12 protein-coding genes are annotated in these 14,041 nt (G+C 59.5%); 9 read left to right on the forward strand and 3 right to left on the reverse strand.

Going from position 1 to position 14,041, the window contains the following annotated elements; translation table 11 throughout:
* Window positions 1-3: 3 nt before the first annotated feature.
* The gene (locus RMV17_RS05235; RefSeq protein ID WP_311885946.1) at window positions 4-1,812 is read right to left on the reverse strand and encodes a sodium:proton antiporter; all 1,809 of its coding nucleotides are present in this window, start codon (window positions 1,810-1,812) and stop codon (window positions 4-6) included.
* A 108-nt stretch (window positions 1,813-1,920) separates the two neighbouring features.
* Between RMV17_RS05235 and xerD the strand changes: the two genes are divergently transcribed.
* The 7 genes from xerD (at window position 1,921) to RMV17_RS05270 (ending at window position 9,213) form a co-directional block, all read left to right on the forward strand.
* Window positions 1,921-2,817: a site-specific tyrosine recombinase XerD gene (gene xerD / locus RMV17_RS05240; protein ID WP_064120586.1), complete on the forward strand. Its 897-nt coding sequence runs from the start codon at window positions 1,921-1,923 to the stop codon at window positions 2,815-2,817.
* 242 nt (window positions 2,818-3,059) lie between these two features.
* The gene (gene dsbC / locus RMV17_RS05245; protein ID WP_007908974.1) at window positions 3,060-3,791 is read left to right on the forward strand and encodes a bifunctional protein-disulfide isomerase/oxidoreductase DsbC; all 732 of its coding nucleotides are present in this window, start codon (window positions 3,060-3,062) and stop codon (window positions 3,789-3,791) included.
* A 132-nt stretch (window positions 3,792-3,923) separates the two neighbouring features.
* Entirely contained in the window at window positions 3,924-5,228 is a 1,305-nt protein-coding gene (locus RMV17_RS05250) for a homoserine dehydrogenase (RefSeq protein ID WP_175555257.1), read from the forward strand.
* Between the two features lie 109 nt (window positions 5,229-5,337).
* Window positions 5,338-6,747: a threonine synthase gene (gene thrC, locus RMV17_RS05255; RefSeq protein ID WP_034154828.1), complete on the forward strand. Its 1,410-nt coding sequence runs from the start codon at window positions 5,338-5,340 to the stop codon at window positions 6,745-6,747.
* A gap of 120 nt (window positions 6,748-6,867) precedes the next feature.
* Window positions 6,868-8,241 (forward strand): transporter substrate-binding domain-containing protein, encoded by a 1,374-nt coding sequence (locus RMV17_RS05260; protein ID WP_311885947.1) that lies wholly within the window; start codon window positions 6,868-6,870, stop codon window positions 8,239-8,241.
* A gap of 116 nt (window positions 8,242-8,357) precedes the next feature.
* Entirely contained in the window at window positions 8,358-8,765 is a 408-nt protein-coding gene (locus RMV17_RS05265) for a response regulator (protein ID WP_108227047.1), read from the forward strand.
* Between the two features lie 166 nt (window positions 8,766-8,931).
* Window positions 8,932-9,213, forward strand: a complete 282-nt coding sequence (locus tag RMV17_RS05270; protein WP_108227048.1) for a DUF3509 domain-containing protein — start codon at window positions 8,932-8,934, stop codon at window positions 9,211-9,213.
* A 175-nt stretch (window positions 9,214-9,388) separates the two neighbouring features.
* On the opposite strand, the gene RMV17_RS05275 is transcribed toward RMV17_RS05270, so the two are convergent.
* A complete protein-coding gene (locus RMV17_RS05275; protein ID WP_311885948.1) occupies window positions 9,389-10,369 on the reverse strand; it encodes a TIGR02285 family protein in 981 nt (326 codons plus the stop codon).
* Window positions 10,296-11,495 carry a CaiB/BaiF CoA-transferase family protein gene (locus RMV17_RS05280; RefSeq protein WP_311885949.1) on the reverse strand — a complete coding sequence of 400 codons (1,200 nt, stop codon included), beginning with the start codon at window positions 11,493-11,495 and terminating at the stop codon, window positions 10,296-10,298. The genes RMV17_RS05275 and RMV17_RS05280 overlap by 74 nt, the downstream gene beginning before the upstream one ends.
* A gap of 146 nt (window positions 11,496-11,641) precedes the next feature.
* On the opposite strand from RMV17_RS05280, the gene RMV17_RS05285 reads away from it, so the two are divergent.
* Entirely contained in the window at window positions 11,642-12,184 is a 543-nt protein-coding gene (locus tag RMV17_RS05285) for a YaeQ family protein (RefSeq protein ID WP_007908961.1), read from the forward strand.
* A gap of 55 nt (window positions 12,185-12,239) precedes the next feature.
* A complete protein-coding gene (gene recJ, locus RMV17_RS05290) occupies window positions 12,240-13,949 on the forward strand; it encodes a single-stranded-DNA-specific exonuclease RecJ (protein ID WP_108227049.1) in 1,710 nt (569 codons plus the stop codon).
* Window positions 13,950-14,041 lie beyond the last annotated feature (92 nt).

Below are 14,041 nucleotides of genomic sequence, written 5' to 3' on the forward strand. Positions count from 1 at the left end.
AGCTCAGGCGCCGCTGGCCTCAGGCTGAACCAGCGCCAACAACGTCCACCCGGATCCCGGTTTCAACGCAGTCTCCGGCGTCACCACATGCACCCAGCCACTGTCATCGCGCATAAACAACAACGTAGCGCGATTACCATGCAGCGCGCGGTAATCCTCCCAGCCAAAACCATCCGTCAGCGTCGTACTGTACAACTCGGCACCCTGGCCCATCTGGCTGGCCAGTTTCGCGTAGGTGAACGCCTCGCTACCGAGTTGATTGCCACGATGCTCAAGGCTGGCGCGGTGCTTGTCGCTACGACGGCTTTCATGGCCGCTGGCCAAACCGAACAAACGCTGATGCCCAAAGTCATGCCGAAAGCGCATCGCCGCCAAGGTATTGAGTTCACCCGACGGCGACAGCGCCAGCAAATGCCCCAGCCCGACCAGATCCAGATGCGCATCCGCATGCTGCGAGGCCGGATTGCCGAAGTACGTCGGCAAACCTTCCATCCGCGCCGCACGAATATTCTCCCAGCTCGAATCGGTCAGCAGCACACGGCTGCCCAGTTGCTGTAGCGACTTGCCCAACTCCCGCGCGGGGCCGTTGGCGCCGACAATCAGGAAACCGCTCGGCGCAGGCTCCGCGACCTTCAGCAATCGCGCTAACGGTCGCGCCGTCGCGCTTTGCAAGACAACGGTGCCGATAATCACCGCAAACGTCAGCGGCACCAGCAACAGCGCCCCCTCATGTCCGGCTTCATGCAGGCGAATCGCGAAAATCGCCGACACCGCCGCTGCAACGATCCCGCGTGGCGCGATCCAGCACAGCAACGCGCGCTCACGCCAGCTCAGGCTGGAGCCGGCCGTGCTGAGCAATACATTCAGCGGACGGGCAATCAACTGAATCACCAACAGCAGAATCAACACCAGCGGCCCCAGCCCGATCAGTGCATACAAATCCAGCCGCGCCGCCAACAAAATGAACAACCCGGAAATCAGCAGCACGCTGAGGTTTTCCTTGAAATGCAGGATGTGCCGCACATCCACGCCTTTCATGTTCGCCAGCCACATGCCCATCAGCGTCACCGCCAGCAGGCCGGACTCATGCATCACTTCGTTGGAGGCAATGAAAATCCCCAGCACCGCCGCCAGCGAAGCGAGGTTATGCAGATACTCCGGCAGCCATTGCCGACGGATCACCGTGCCGAGCAGCCAGCCACCGACAATGCCGAACACCGCGCCGCAGAGAATCACGCCACCAAAGGTGAACAGACTCTGCTTGAGGCCATGACCTTCAGCGCTGGCAATGATGAAGCTGTAGACCACCACGGCGAGGAGGGCGCCGATCGGATCGATGACGATGCCTTCCCAGCGCAGAATGTTGGCGATCGAGGCTTTCGGTCGTACCACGCGCAGCATCGGCACGATCACTGTCGGGCCGGTGACCAGCGTCAGGCTGCCGAACAGGATGGCCAGCATCCAGTCGAAACCGAGCAGGAAATGCGTGGCGACGGCGATGACGATCCAGGTCGAGATCGCACCAATGGTCACCAGGCGATGGACGACGCTGCCGATCTCCTTCCACTCCGACAGGTGCAGGGTCAGGCTGCCCTCGAACAGAATCAGCGCGACGGCCAGCGACACCAGCGGCATCAACAGCGGCCCGAACATTTCCTGCGGATCGAGCCAGCCCAGCACCGGACCTACAAGAATACCGGTCAACAACAGGAACAGAATCGCCGGCAGCTTCAGGCGCCAGGCCAGCCATTGGCACCCCAGCGCCGCCGCGCCAATCCCGCCAAATGCCAAGAGAATTTGCTGCTCGTTCATTGATGCTCCCTGTTCCTTGAAATAGCGGGCTATGAAAGACTAGCGCCCATTCCTACAGTTCACTCTACATTTGCGCACAGTCCTTGAGGCTGTGTGACTTGAGCGCCCATGCCTGCCATCGACCATCCATTGATTGACCAATTCCTCGACGCTTTATGGTTGGAGAAAGGCCTGTCCGACAACACGCGCGGCGCCTATCGCAGCGATCTGGCGCTGTTCAACGGCTGGCTGCAGGAAAAAAACCTGGAGCTGATCAACGCCGGTCGCGAGCTGATCCTTGATCATCTGGCCTGGCGTCTGGAGCAGAACTACAAACCGCGTTCCACAGCGAGATTTCTCTCCGGTGTGCGTGGGTTTTATCGCTATTTGCTGCGGGAAAAGATGATCAGCGTCGACCCGACATTGCGCGTCGACATGCCGCAACTCGGTAGGCCACTGCCCAAATCGCTCTCAGAAGCCGATGTGGAAGCATTGTTGAAGGCCCCGGATTTGAGTGAAGCGATCGGCCAGCGTGACCGCGCCATGCTGGAAGTGTTGTACGCCTGTGGGCTGCGTGTGACCGAACTGGTCAGTCTGACGCTGGAGCAAGTCAATTTGCGTCAGGGCGTGCTGCGGGTGATGGGCAAGGGCAGCAAGGAACGGCTGGTGCCGATGGGCGAGGAGGCGATTGTCTGGATCGAGCGCTACATGCGCGATGGCCGTGGCGAACTGCTCGGCGGTCGGCCCAGCGATGTGCTCTTCCCCAGTCAGCGCGGCGAGCAGATGACCCGCCAGACGTTCTGGCACCGGATCAAGCATCAGGCCAAGGTCGCGGGGATCGGCAAGTCGCTGTCACCGCACACCTTGCGTCATGCGTTTGCCACACACTTGCTCAACCACGGCGCGGACTTGCGCGTGGTGCAGATGTTGCTCGGCCACAGCGACCTCTCCACCACGCAAATCTACACCCACGTCGCCCGCGCCCGATTGCAGGATCTGCACGCCAAACACCACCCGCGCGGCTGACTCCATACCTCCCCCTGTAGGAGCTGCCGAAGGCTGCGATCTTTTGATCTTAAAAACAGAATCAAAAGATCGCAGCCTTCGGCAGCTCCTACATAAGGCGGGGGTGATGAGTGGCGACAGGCGCATTCGGCCACCGTGACCTTATGTGTTAGGCTTTGCCGGTTTGCACGATGGACGGTTATGACCCGGTGTTCCGGCACGGGCGTTCTGATCGTTCCATTTGTCCGCCTTCAGGAGTTCTCATGCGTCTGACCCAGATTTTCGCCGCCGCAGCCATTGCGTTGGTCAGCACCTTTGCCGTCGCCGATGACGCGGCCGACAAAGCCATTCGTCAAAGCCTGGAAAAACTCGAACTCGAGGTTCCGGTCGAAAGCATCAGCGCCAGCCCGTTGCCGGGCATGTACGAAGTCAAACTCAAAGGCAGCCGCGTGCTCTACGCCAGCGCCGATGGCCAGTACATCGTTCAGGGTTACCTGTTCCAGCTCAAGGACGGCAAACCGGTCAACCTGACCGAGAAGACCGAACGCCTGGGCATCTCCAAACTGATCAATGCCATTCCGGTGGCCGAAACCGTTGTCTACCCGGCCGTGGGCGAAACCAAATCGCACATCACCGTGTTCACCGACACCACCTGCCCTTACTGCCACAAGCTGCATGCCGAAGTGCCTGAGCTGAACAAGCGCGGCATCGAAGTGCGCTACGTCGCGTTCCCGCGCCAGGGTCTGAACTCGCCGGGTGACGAGCAGTTGCAAGCCGTGTGGTGCTCGAAAGACAAGAAAGCCGCCATGGACAAAATGGTCGATGGCAAGGAAATCAAGGCCGCCAAGTGCGATAACCCGGTTTCCAAGCAGTTCGCCCTAGGTCAGTCGATCGGCGTGAACGGTACACCGGCCATCGTTTTGGCTGACGGACAAGTGATTCCGGGCTACCAGCCTGCGCCACAAGTCGCCAAACTGGCACTGGGCGCGAAGTAAATTCGCATCGTCACGGTCAGCCGCTGACGATCATGGCCTGGCGGCCACATCGCCGGGCCATCAATAGAGAGCCGCGAGCACGCGGTTGTTTTCCGGCCGACCCCGCGTCGGCCGTTTTATGGGGAGTTCACAGTGAATCCGGTCAAAGTAGGCATCTGTGGGTTAGGGACCGTCGGTGGCGGTACCTTCAACGTACTTCAGCGCAACGCCGAGGAAATTGCTCGTCGTGCCGGGCGTGGAATCGAAGTGGCACAAATTGCCATGCGCACGCCAAAGCCTCAGTTCCAGACGACCGGTATTGCGATTACCAGCGATGTCTTCGAAGTGGCCACGAACCCTGAGATCGACATCGTCATAGAGCTGATGGGCGGCTACACCGTTGCCCGCGAGCTGGTACTCAAGGCCATCGAGAATGGCAAGCATGTGGTCACCGCGAACAAGGCACTGATTGCCGTTCACGGTAATGAAATTTTCGCCAAGGCTCGCGAGAAGGGCGTGATCGTGGCGTTCGAAGCGGCCGTGGCCGGTGGCATTCCGGTGATCAAGGCGATCCGTGAAGGCCTGTCCGCCAACCGCATCAACTGGGTCGCCGGCATCATCAACGGCACCGGCAACTTCATCCTCACCGAAATGCGCGAGAAGGGCCGTACCTTCGAAGACGTGCTGGCCGAAGCCCAGGCTCTGGGCTACGCCGAAACCGATCCGACCTTCGACGTCGAAGGCATCGACGCCGCGCACAAGCTGACGATTCTGGCCTCCATCGCGTTCGGCATTCCGCTGCAATTCGACAAGGCTTACACCGAAGGCATCACCAAGCTGACCACCGCTGACGTCAACTACGCCGAAGCGCTGGGCTACCGCATCAAGCACCTCGGTGTGGCGCGCAGCACCGCCGCCGGTATCGAGTTGCGCGTGCACCCGACGCTGATCCCGGCCGATCGCCTGATCGCCAACGTCAACGGCGTGATGAACGCGGTGATGGTCAACGGTGACGCCGCTGGTTCGACGCTGTTCTACGGCGCCGGCGCCGGCATGGAGCCAACCGCTTCGTCGGTGATCGCCGACCTGGTCGACGTGGTTCGCGCCATGACTTCCGATCCGGAAAACCGCGTACCGCACCTGGCTTTCCAGCCGGACTCGCTGTCGGCCCATCCGATCCTGCCGATCGAAGCCTGCGAAAGCGCTTACTACCTGCGCATTCAGGCCAAGGACCATCCGGGCGTTCTCGCTCAGGTGGCGAGCATCCTCTCGGAGCGCGGCATCAACATCGAGTCGATCATGCAGAAGGAAGTCGAGGAACACGACGGTCTGGTGCCGATGATCCTGCTGACCCACCGCGTGGTCGAGCAGCGCATCAACGATGCCATCGCCGCCCTCGAAGCGCTGGCCGGCGTCAACGGTCCGGTTGTACGGATCCGCGTCGAGCACCTGAACTAAACAGAAGCAGCTGCAAGCTTCGAGTTGCAAGCGGCAAGAGAAAAGCGGTCTGGCTTTTACTTGCGGCTTGTAGCTCGTAACTTGAAGCTCAAACCGAAGGTTTGAAATCATGCGTTATATCAGTACCCGCGGCCAGGCACCGGCCCTGAATTTCGAAGACGTCCTGCTGGCCGGTCTCGCGACCGACGGCGGTCTGTACGTTCCGGAAAACCTGCCACGTTTCACCCAGGAAGAAATCGCTTCCTGGGCCGGCCTGCCGTATCACGAGCTGGCCTTCCGGGTGATGCGTCCGTTCGTTACCGGCAGCATTCCGGACGCCGATTTCAAAAAGATTCTCGAAGAAACCTACGGCGTGTTCTCGCACAGCGCCGTTGCGCCGCTGCGTCAGCTGAACGGCAACGAATGGGTGCTGGAGCTGTTCCACGGCCCGACCCTGGCGTTCAAGGACTTCGCCCTGCAATTGCTCGGTCGTCTGCTCGATTACGTGCTGGAAAAGCGCGGCGAGCGCGTAGTGATCGTCGGTGCCACCTCCGGTGATACCGGTTCGGCCGCCATCGAAGGCTGCAAGCACTGCGAAAACGTCGACATCTTCATCCTGCACCCGCACAACCGTGTGTCCGAAGTGCAGCGTCGCCAGATGACCACGATTTTCGGTGAGAACATCCACAACATCGCCATTGAAGGCAACTTCGATGACTGCCAGGAAATGGTCAAGGCGAGCTTCGCCGATCAGAGCTTCCTCAAAGGCACGCGTCTGGTGGCGGTGAACTCGATCAACTGGGCGCGGATCATGGCCCAGATCGTCTACTACTTCCACGCAGCCCTGCAGTTGGGCGGCCCGGCGCGTTCGGTATCGTTCTCGGTGCCAACCGGCAACTTCGGCGACATCTTCGCTGGTTACCTGGCGCGCAACATGGGCCTGCCGATCAACCAGTTGATCGTCGCCACCAACCGCAACGACATCCTGCACCGCTTCATGAGCGGCAATCAGTACGTCAAGGACACCCTGCACGCCACGCTGTCGCCGTCGATGGACATCATGGTGTCGTCGAACTTCGAACGCCTGCTGTTCGACCTGCACGGTCGCAACGGTGCAGCGATCGCCGGTTTGATGGATTCGTTCAAGCAGGGCGGTGGTTTCAGCGTCGAACAAGAGCGCTGGACCGAAGCCCGCAAGCTGTTCGACTCGCTGGCCGTGGATGATGCGCAGACTTGTGAAACCATCGCCGAAGTCTACGAGCAGACCGGTGAAGTGCTGGACCCGCACACCGCCATCGGCGTCAAGGCTGCGCGCGAGTGCCGCCGCAGTCTGGATATCCCGATGGTGATCCTTGGCACTGCACATCCGGTTAAATTCCCCGATGCGGTGGAGAAAGCCGGTGTAGGAAAAGCGCTCGAGCTACCTACACATCTTTCTGATTTGTTTGAGCGAAACGAGCGTTGCACCGTTCTGCCAAACGAACTGAACGCCGTGCAGGCCTTTGTCAGCCAGCATGGCAATCGCGGCAAGCCGCTTTAAGCCTGTAAAAGCTGTCACATTTTGAAGCCCGTCTCCTGACGGGCTTTTTTGTTTCTGCTGCCACACTGCTCGGGTTTTCACCCACGAAGGACGGGTGAGTCGATCACGAAGGAAGTGGCAATGCTGTTTTATAGAGGTTTGAAACCGGCACTGGGTGTGTTGTTTTTGTTCGGATTATTGGGGTTGATGCGCTGCAGCGTGGCGGCGCAATTGGCGCTGAATGACGATGCCGTGGCGTCCAGAGTTCAGCCTATCGAACTGGCTGCACACGAGCTCCAATGGATTCGTGACAACCCGAAAGTGACGGTGGCGTCGGTGCAGTACCCGTTGTATCTGTTTCAGGATGAGCATGGGCAGTGGAGCGGCCTGAATAACGATGTGCTCAAGCGAGTGGCGGCGATGACCGGGCTGCAATTCGTGCATCAGGAGTCGTTTTCCACCGATCACATACTCGAGCGCCTCGAAAGCGGAGCGGCAGATATCAGCACGACTCTGGCCATGAGCGAGGAGCGCAAGTCGTTTCTGGATTACAGCCACGCATTCGGTGGTGCTGGTTGGGTGTTCGTCGGGCGTGCTGATGCGCCCCGGCTGGAGTCTTTCGAACAGTTGGGCAAACGGGTGCTGGTGCTGCCGGCCCGGCATGCGCTGGAGGACATGATCAGACGTGACTTTCCCTTGATCGAGATTCGCTCGGTCAAGACCTACGCCGAGGCGCGTGCGCTGGTCGAAAGCGGTGAAGCCTACGCCACCATTGAAAACGAAATCGGCGCGCAGCTTTACCCCTTGGGTTTGCTCAAGGTCGGCGGTCTGGTCGAAGGCAAATGGGAAGCCGATAATCTGGCCGTGCGCAAAGGTATGCCGGTGCTTCTGAGTATTCTCAACAAGGCCCTTGAGGCCTTTCCTGCGGCGGAATTGCGGGCGATCCGGCTGAAGTGGCTGGAAGGTATTGCACCGGCGTCCGTGCCGTCTGTCTGGCAACAGATGCTCGAATGGGCTTGTTGGGGCATGGGCGGGCTTGGCATGTTCGGCCTGCTGTCGCTGGTATGGAATCGGCGACTGACGGCAGTTATCAAACTGCGGCGCGCGGCAGAAAAGGATCTGGGCGATCAACTGGCGTTTCAGCATGCGCTGATCGACTCCATGCCGGATCCGGTGTTCGTCCGTGACTTGCAAGGGCGCCTGATCATGTGCAATCGCAGTTATGAGGAGGCCCTGTCGATTCGACTGGATCAGGTGCAGGGGCGATTGCTGATCGAGGTCGATGCATTGCCCGAAGCCACGGCGCTGATGCTGCATGATGAGTTCATGGTGCAGTTGCACACGCGCAAGTCGCGTTTTTGCTATCGACGATTGCAGTTCAAGAGCGGCCCGCGTGAGGTTTATCAGTGGACAGTGCCGTTCTACGGTGCCGACGGCAAACTGCGTGGACTTTTGGGCGGGTGGACAGACATCACCCAACGTCGGGCAGCGAGTGGGTGCCGATGTCCGCACTGAAGATGGGAAATGTCCTATACGACGCGGCTACTTTTCTGATGGGAGGCTTAGGACGGCTGCCCTAGAGTGACAACAACTGCGGTGAGAGTCCGCGATTGTCGCTTCAGAGGTCGCTTATGCGCTCGCTTAAAGTCCTGATACTTGAACCCAACCCGTTCCAGCTGATGGCATTGCATCAAATGCTCAATGCCATTGGTATCTATGACGTACTGACGGCGCCGTCGCTGGCATCAGCCTTGTCGTCATTGAGCCATCGCGGCGTGGTCGACATCGCCATTTGCGATCCGCAACTCAAGGGCGGCGATGGTCTGGCGCTGATCCATCATCTGGCGATTCAACATGAGGCGCGTGCGCTGATCCTGCTGGGTGCGGTCGCACCGAGTCTGCTGCACGATATCGAGCCTTTGCTGTGCGAACACCAACTGCGGCTGCTGGGGCGTCTGCAGACCCCGGTGTCGGCGGTGTTGATGCGCGGCTTGCTCGACAGCTATCTGATGGCCGCTTCGCCACCGGTCCAGGTCTGACGGGGCTGGTTGTTTTTCTGTCATCTTCGCCGTGCATGCTCTGACAGACCGGTGACACTCCAGAATCGGGGCGATCGGTATGCAGAACTTTCTTCTCGGGCCGGTGGTCATTTATTGTGAACACGCCCCAGGCACACAGTTTTCGGACTAATGAGTGGAGATCGAGATGGAAAGTATCAGTCTATTGCTCGGTGAGGCTCTGAGCCCGTATCAGGTTTCGTTGTCTCCAAGCGGTTCCCATGGCGAATGCCTGGTGACCTTGAAGAACAGTCTCGGCGCCATTGTGGTGGAGCGCGAATTCAATCAGGCGCAATTGACCGACAAACGCCAGTTGACCGATGTCGTTGACGGTTTGCACCGCGATGTTCTGATTGCTGAAGGAAGGCTCGAACCTTGTGTGATCGCGGCATTGCGCAACGCAGCACTGGACAAACGTGCAGTGCTGTAAAGATGAAATATTTTTTGTGGGAACCTTCCTGCATCCCTGTCAGTCAGACCCCATAACAGCAGGATCAAGCATTGTGCTCCGGTGCTTGTCGCTTGCTGCTACGGGTCCTTTGTAGACCACGTTTAACCCCGAGTCGTCTCCCCACTTCTCGGGGTTTCTTTTGTCCGGCGTTTGCCTATTGCGCGGCCTGGTGCTCGAAAAACGTGCGGGCCTCTTCGAGATAATCCGCACGTCGGTCGGGGTCCAGCCATGCGGCGTAGAGCTGATTCAGGTGTTCATGGGGCAGGGTGCGCAGCAGATGGTTGATCTCGGTGATCGCCTGACGTCCCTGCGTGGTGTCGGAACATGCCACATAGCCTGACAGATATTTCCCGTTGCCCTGAATCGGATAGAACTCCAATTCATCTTCATTGATCTGCGCCTGTTTCGCCTGATAGCGAATCTCCGGCCAATAGCCCAGCACCACCTGCAACCGACCGAGGCGCTGCATCGACAGCAGGTTGGTCAGCGCGTCGTTGCCGTAGTGCGGTGTCAGCGCTCCGCTGGGCGCCTGATGCAGAATAGTGTCGATAAACTCGCCATAACTGCGCTCGGCAACCACGCCGACTTTCCTCTCGGCTGCGGCCAGCAGCGCCGACAGATCGATTTCACCGTCGACCAGATACGGTTCGAGCACCGAGCGATCTTGCTGGCGCACCACCAGGCCATTGCTCACGGCGCGAATCGCCGGGATCGAATACTCCACCCACTGCGCGCGCTCCTTGTTCCACAAAAGGGCGGGGTCACAGGCAAAAGGGTTTTCATGGAGCATCTGCAAGCCACGGGCGCGATTGACCCGCATCAGCGTATGTTCGTATTGCGGCATGCCGGCGATCAGCAACGGCATCAGTTGGTCGATCACGCCCTGGCCCTTTTTCGGGCCTTCGAAAATAGTCAGTGGCGGCAGGTCGCGCAGTAACCAGATCAGCGTCGGTTTCGCCTGCGCGCCGGTCGACAGGATGAGCAAAAACAATAAGCCGAACAGCCGCCACGTCCACCAGTGGTGAGCGCGGTTGGCGTGCGATGTCTGCCGGCGTTTCAGCTCAAATGGCTCCGTCTTCGCGCAACTTGGCGATCTGTCTCTCGTCGTAGCCAAGGTCGTGAAGTACCTGCGCATTGTGTTCACCCAGTTGCGGTCCGACCCATTCTGAACTGCCCGGTGTATCAGAGAGTTTCGGCACAATGCCTGGCATCTTGAAGTCTTTGCCATCGGGCAGCTTGGCATGCAGGAACATTTCTCGCGCCAGGTACTGCGGATCGTTGAACATGTCTTCGGCGCTGAAGATCCGGCTGGCCGGGACATCGGCCTGATTGAGCAGGTCGAGCACCGTTTGCAGCGGCAACGAATTGACCCAGCGATCGATCACCCCGTACAACTCGTCGCGACGATTGTCGCGCCCGTCGTTGCTGGCCAGCGTAGGGTCATTGGCCAGGTCTTCACGGCCGATGATCAGCATGAAGCGTTTGAAGATCGCGTCACCGTTGGCGCCGATCTGCACATGTTTGCCGTCAGCGCTGGTATGAATCGAAGAGGGTGTAATGCCCGGCATGATGTTGCCGGTGCGCTCACGAATAAAACCGAACACGTCGAACTCCGGCACCATGCTTTCCATCATCGCGAAAATCGCTTCGTACAACGCCACATCGACAACTTGGCCGGAACCGCCGTTGACTTCGCGATGACGCAGCGCCATCAGCGCGCCGATCACGCCCCACAGCGCGGCAATCGAATCGCCGATGGAAATCCCGGTGCGTACCGGTGGCCGGTCTTCGAAACCGGTGATGTAACGCAAACCACCCATGGACTCGCCAACTGCGCCGAAGCCCGGTTGATCTTTCATCGGCCCGGTCTGACCGAAACCGGACAGGCGCACCATCACCAGTTTCGGGTTCAAGGCATGCAGGGTTTCCCAGCTCAGGCCAAGCTTTTCCAGTACACCGGGGCGGAAATTCTCGATGAGGATGTCCGCTTCACTGAGGAGTTTTTTCAGGATCGCCAAGCCGTCAGGATGCTTGAGATTCAGCGTCAGTGATTTTTTGTTGCGCGCCTGGACGAACCACCACAGCGACGTGCCTTCGTACAGTTTTCGCCATTTGCGCAAAGGATCACCGCCGTCCGGCGATTCGATCTTGATTACTTCGGCGCCGAACTCGCCGCAAATGCGCGAGGCAAACGGCCCGGCAATCAATGTACCCAATTCAATGACTTTCAGACCCGAGAGCGGTTTGCTGGTGAACGGCATGCGAAATCCTGTAGGACAAGGCTGAGCGGATACAGCGTTTTAACATAGCCGGCTGTCAGACGCCGCAGCTTGATCGCCATCAATTCGATGATTGCCTACCGCATCGGTTAGACTTGCCGACTTTCCTCGTATCAAGAAGCCCGTTCATGGCCCAGCCGTCCACTACCTACAAATTTGAACTGAACCTCACCGACCTCGACCGCAGTGTCTATGAGAGCGTCAAGCAGACCATCGCCCGTCACCCTTCGGAAACCGAAGAGCGCATGACCGTGCGGCTGCTGGCCTACGCGCTCTGGTACAACGAGCAGTTGTCGTTTGGTCGTGGTCTGTCAGACGTGGATGAACCTGCGCTGTGGGAAAAAAGCCTGGATGACCGTGTTCTGCACTGGATTGAAGTCGGCCAGCCTGACGCTGATCGCCTGACCTGGTGCTCGCGTCGCACCGAGCGCACCAGCCTGCTGGCCTACGGCAGCCTGCGCGTCTGGGAAACCAAAGTGATCCCGGCGATCAAGAACCTGAAGAACGTCAACATCGCAGCGGTCCCGCAAGAAGTCCTGGAAACCCTGGCCAAGGACATGCCCCGCGTTATCAAGTGGGACGTGATGATCAGCGAAGGCACGATCTTCGTCACCGACGACCGTGGTCAGCACGAAGTCCAGTTGCAATGGCTGCAAGGTGAGCGCGGTTGATCCCGCGCCTTCAACTGATTAATCCCACGTATTAAAGAGAAGTCTCCGTCAACCCATGCGTATCGAACCTCGTCAACTGCCTGCCACTCTGCCCTTTCTGGGTGATATCCCGCCGCTGCTGACCCGCCTGTACGCGGCGCGGGGCGTGCAGTCCGAGGCGGAACTGGACAAGAGCCTGGCGCGGTTGATCCCGTTCCAGCAACTCAAGGGCATCGACGCAGCGGTGGACTTGCTGGTGACGGCGCTGGAGCAACGCCAGCGCATCCTCATCGTTGGTGACTTCGATGCGGACGGCGCCACGGCCAGTACCGTCGGCATGCTTGGCTTGCGCTTGCTGGGCGCGGCGCACGTCGACTATCTGGTGCCGAACCGTTTCGAATATGGCTATGGCCTGACCCCGGAAATCGTCGAGGTCGCACTGACCCGCGAGCCGCAATTGCTGATCACCGTCGACAACGGCATCTCCAGCGTCGAAGGCGTGGCCGCGGCCAAAAAGGCGGGCCTCAAAGTACTGATCACTGACCACCACTTGCCGGGCGATGAACTGCCATTGGCCGACGCGCTGGTCAATCCGAACCAGCCGGGTTGCGAATTCCCGAGCAAGGCACTGGCCGGCGTCGGGGTGATTTTCTATGTGTTGATGGCGTTGCGCGCGCGCTTGCGCAGCCTCGGCTGGTATGAAAACAAGCCGCAGCCGAACATCGGCGAACTGCTTGATCTGGTGGCGCTGGGCAGCGTTGCCGACGTGGTGCCGCTGGACGCCAATAACCGGATTCTTGTGCATCAGGGCCTGGAACGAATTCGCGCCGGTCGCGCACGGCCGGGGATCAGAGCGATCCTTGAAGTGGCCAAGCGTGACGCTGCACGCATTACCTCCACGGATCTCGGTTTCATCGTCGGCCCGCGCCTCAACGCCGCCGGGCGTCTGGATGACATGAGCCTGGGCATCGAATGCCTGCTGACCGCCGATGCCAATCTGGCCCGGGAAATGGCCGCGCAACTGGACGGCATGAACCAGGATCGTAAATCCATCGAGCAGGGCATGCAGCGTGAAGCGCTGGCGCAGCTCAAGGACTTGCCGGTCGAGTCGATGCCATTTGGTCTGTGCTTGTTCGATCCGGAGTGGCACCAGGGCGTGATCGGTATTCTCGCGTCGCGGATGAAAGAGCGTTATTTCCGCCCGACCATTGCTTTTGCTGATGCGGGCGATGGTTTGCTCAAAGGCTCGGGCCGTTCGGTGCAGGGCTTCCACATTCGTGACGCGTTGAGCGTGGTGGCGGCGCAGCATCCGAACCTGATCGCCAAGTACGGCGGCCACGCAATGGCCGCTGGTCTGACCTTGCCGCAGGAGAATTTTCCGCTTTTCGCCGAGGCCTTTGACGCTGAAGTGCGTAGGCAACTTCGTGAAGACGACCTCACCGGACGCATGCTGACCGATGGCACGCTGGCGGTTGAAGAGTTCCACCTCGAACTGGCCCGCGCCCTGCGCCACGCCGGGCCTTGGGGGCAGCACTTCCCGGAGCCGCTGTTCCACGGTGTGTTTCAGTTGGTTGAGCAGCGTGTGGTTGGCGAGCGGCATCTGAAAGTGGTGCTGAAGAGTGAATGCGGCTCGGTGAAGCTGGATGGCATTGCGTTTGGTATTGACCGGGATATCTGGCCGAACCCGACGATTCAGTGGGTTGAGCTGGCTTACAAGCTCGACGTTAACGAGTTTCGGGGTAACGAGACCGTTCAGTTGATGATTGCCCACATCGAACCGCGCTGAAGATCAAAAGATCGCAGCCTGCGGCAGCTCCTACATGGGAATGCGTTCCAAATGTGGGAGCGACGGTGCGACGATTCGACCTGCTCGCGAAA

It is taken from the genome of Pseudomonas sp. VD-NE ins (assembly GCF_031882575.1).
Taxonomy (GTDB): domain Bacteria; phylum Pseudomonadota; class Gammaproteobacteria; order Pseudomonadales; family Pseudomonadaceae; genus Aquipseudomonas; species Aquipseudomonas fluorescens_BZ.

What these genes read in the sequence shown, in the direction of transcription:
- RMV17_RS05275 (WP_311885948.1), bottom strand. Translation starts at nt 10,369, where the DNA reads ATGCGCAGGTACTTCACGACCTTGGCTACGACGAGAGACAGATCGCCA.
- RMV17_RS05265 (WP_108227047.1), top strand. Translation starts at nt 8,358, where the DNA reads ATGCGCTCGCTTAAAGTCCTGATACTTGAACCCAACCCGTTCCAGCTG.
- RMV17_RS05260 (WP_311885947.1), top strand. Translation starts at nt 6,868, where the DNA reads ATGCTGTTTTATAGAGGTTTGAAACCGGCACTGGGTGTGTTGTTTTTG.
- thrC (WP_034154828.1), top strand. Translation starts at nt 5,338, where the DNA reads ATGCGTTATATCAGTACCCGCGGCCAGGCACCGGCCCTGAATTTCGAA.
- xerD (WP_064120586.1), top strand. Translation starts at nt 1,921, where the DNA reads ATGCCTGCCATCGACCATCCATTGATTGACCAATTCCTCGACGCTTTA.
- RMV17_RS05270 (WP_108227048.1), top strand. Translation starts at nt 8,932, where the DNA reads ATGGAAAGTATCAGTCTATTGCTCGGTGAGGCTCTGAGCCCGTATCAG.
- recJ (WP_108227049.1), top strand. Translation starts at nt 12,240, where the DNA reads ATGCGTATCGAACCTCGTCAACTGCCTGCCACTCTGCCCTTTCTGGGT.
- RMV17_RS05280 (WP_311885949.1), bottom strand. Translation starts at nt 11,495, where the DNA reads ATGCCGTTCACCAGCAAACCGCTCTCGGGTCTGAAAGTCATTGAATTG.
- RMV17_RS05285 (WP_007908961.1), top strand. Translation starts at nt 11,642, where the DNA reads ATGGCCCAGCCGTCCACTACCTACAAATTTGAACTGAACCTCACCGAC.
- dsbC (WP_007908974.1), top strand. Translation starts at nt 3,060, where the DNA reads ATGCGTCTGACCCAGATTTTCGCCGCCGCAGCCATTGCGTTGGTCAGC.
- RMV17_RS05235 (WP_311885946.1), bottom strand. Translation starts at nt 1,812, where the DNA reads ATGAACGAGCAGCAAATTCTCTTGGCATTTGGCGGGATTGGCGCGGCG.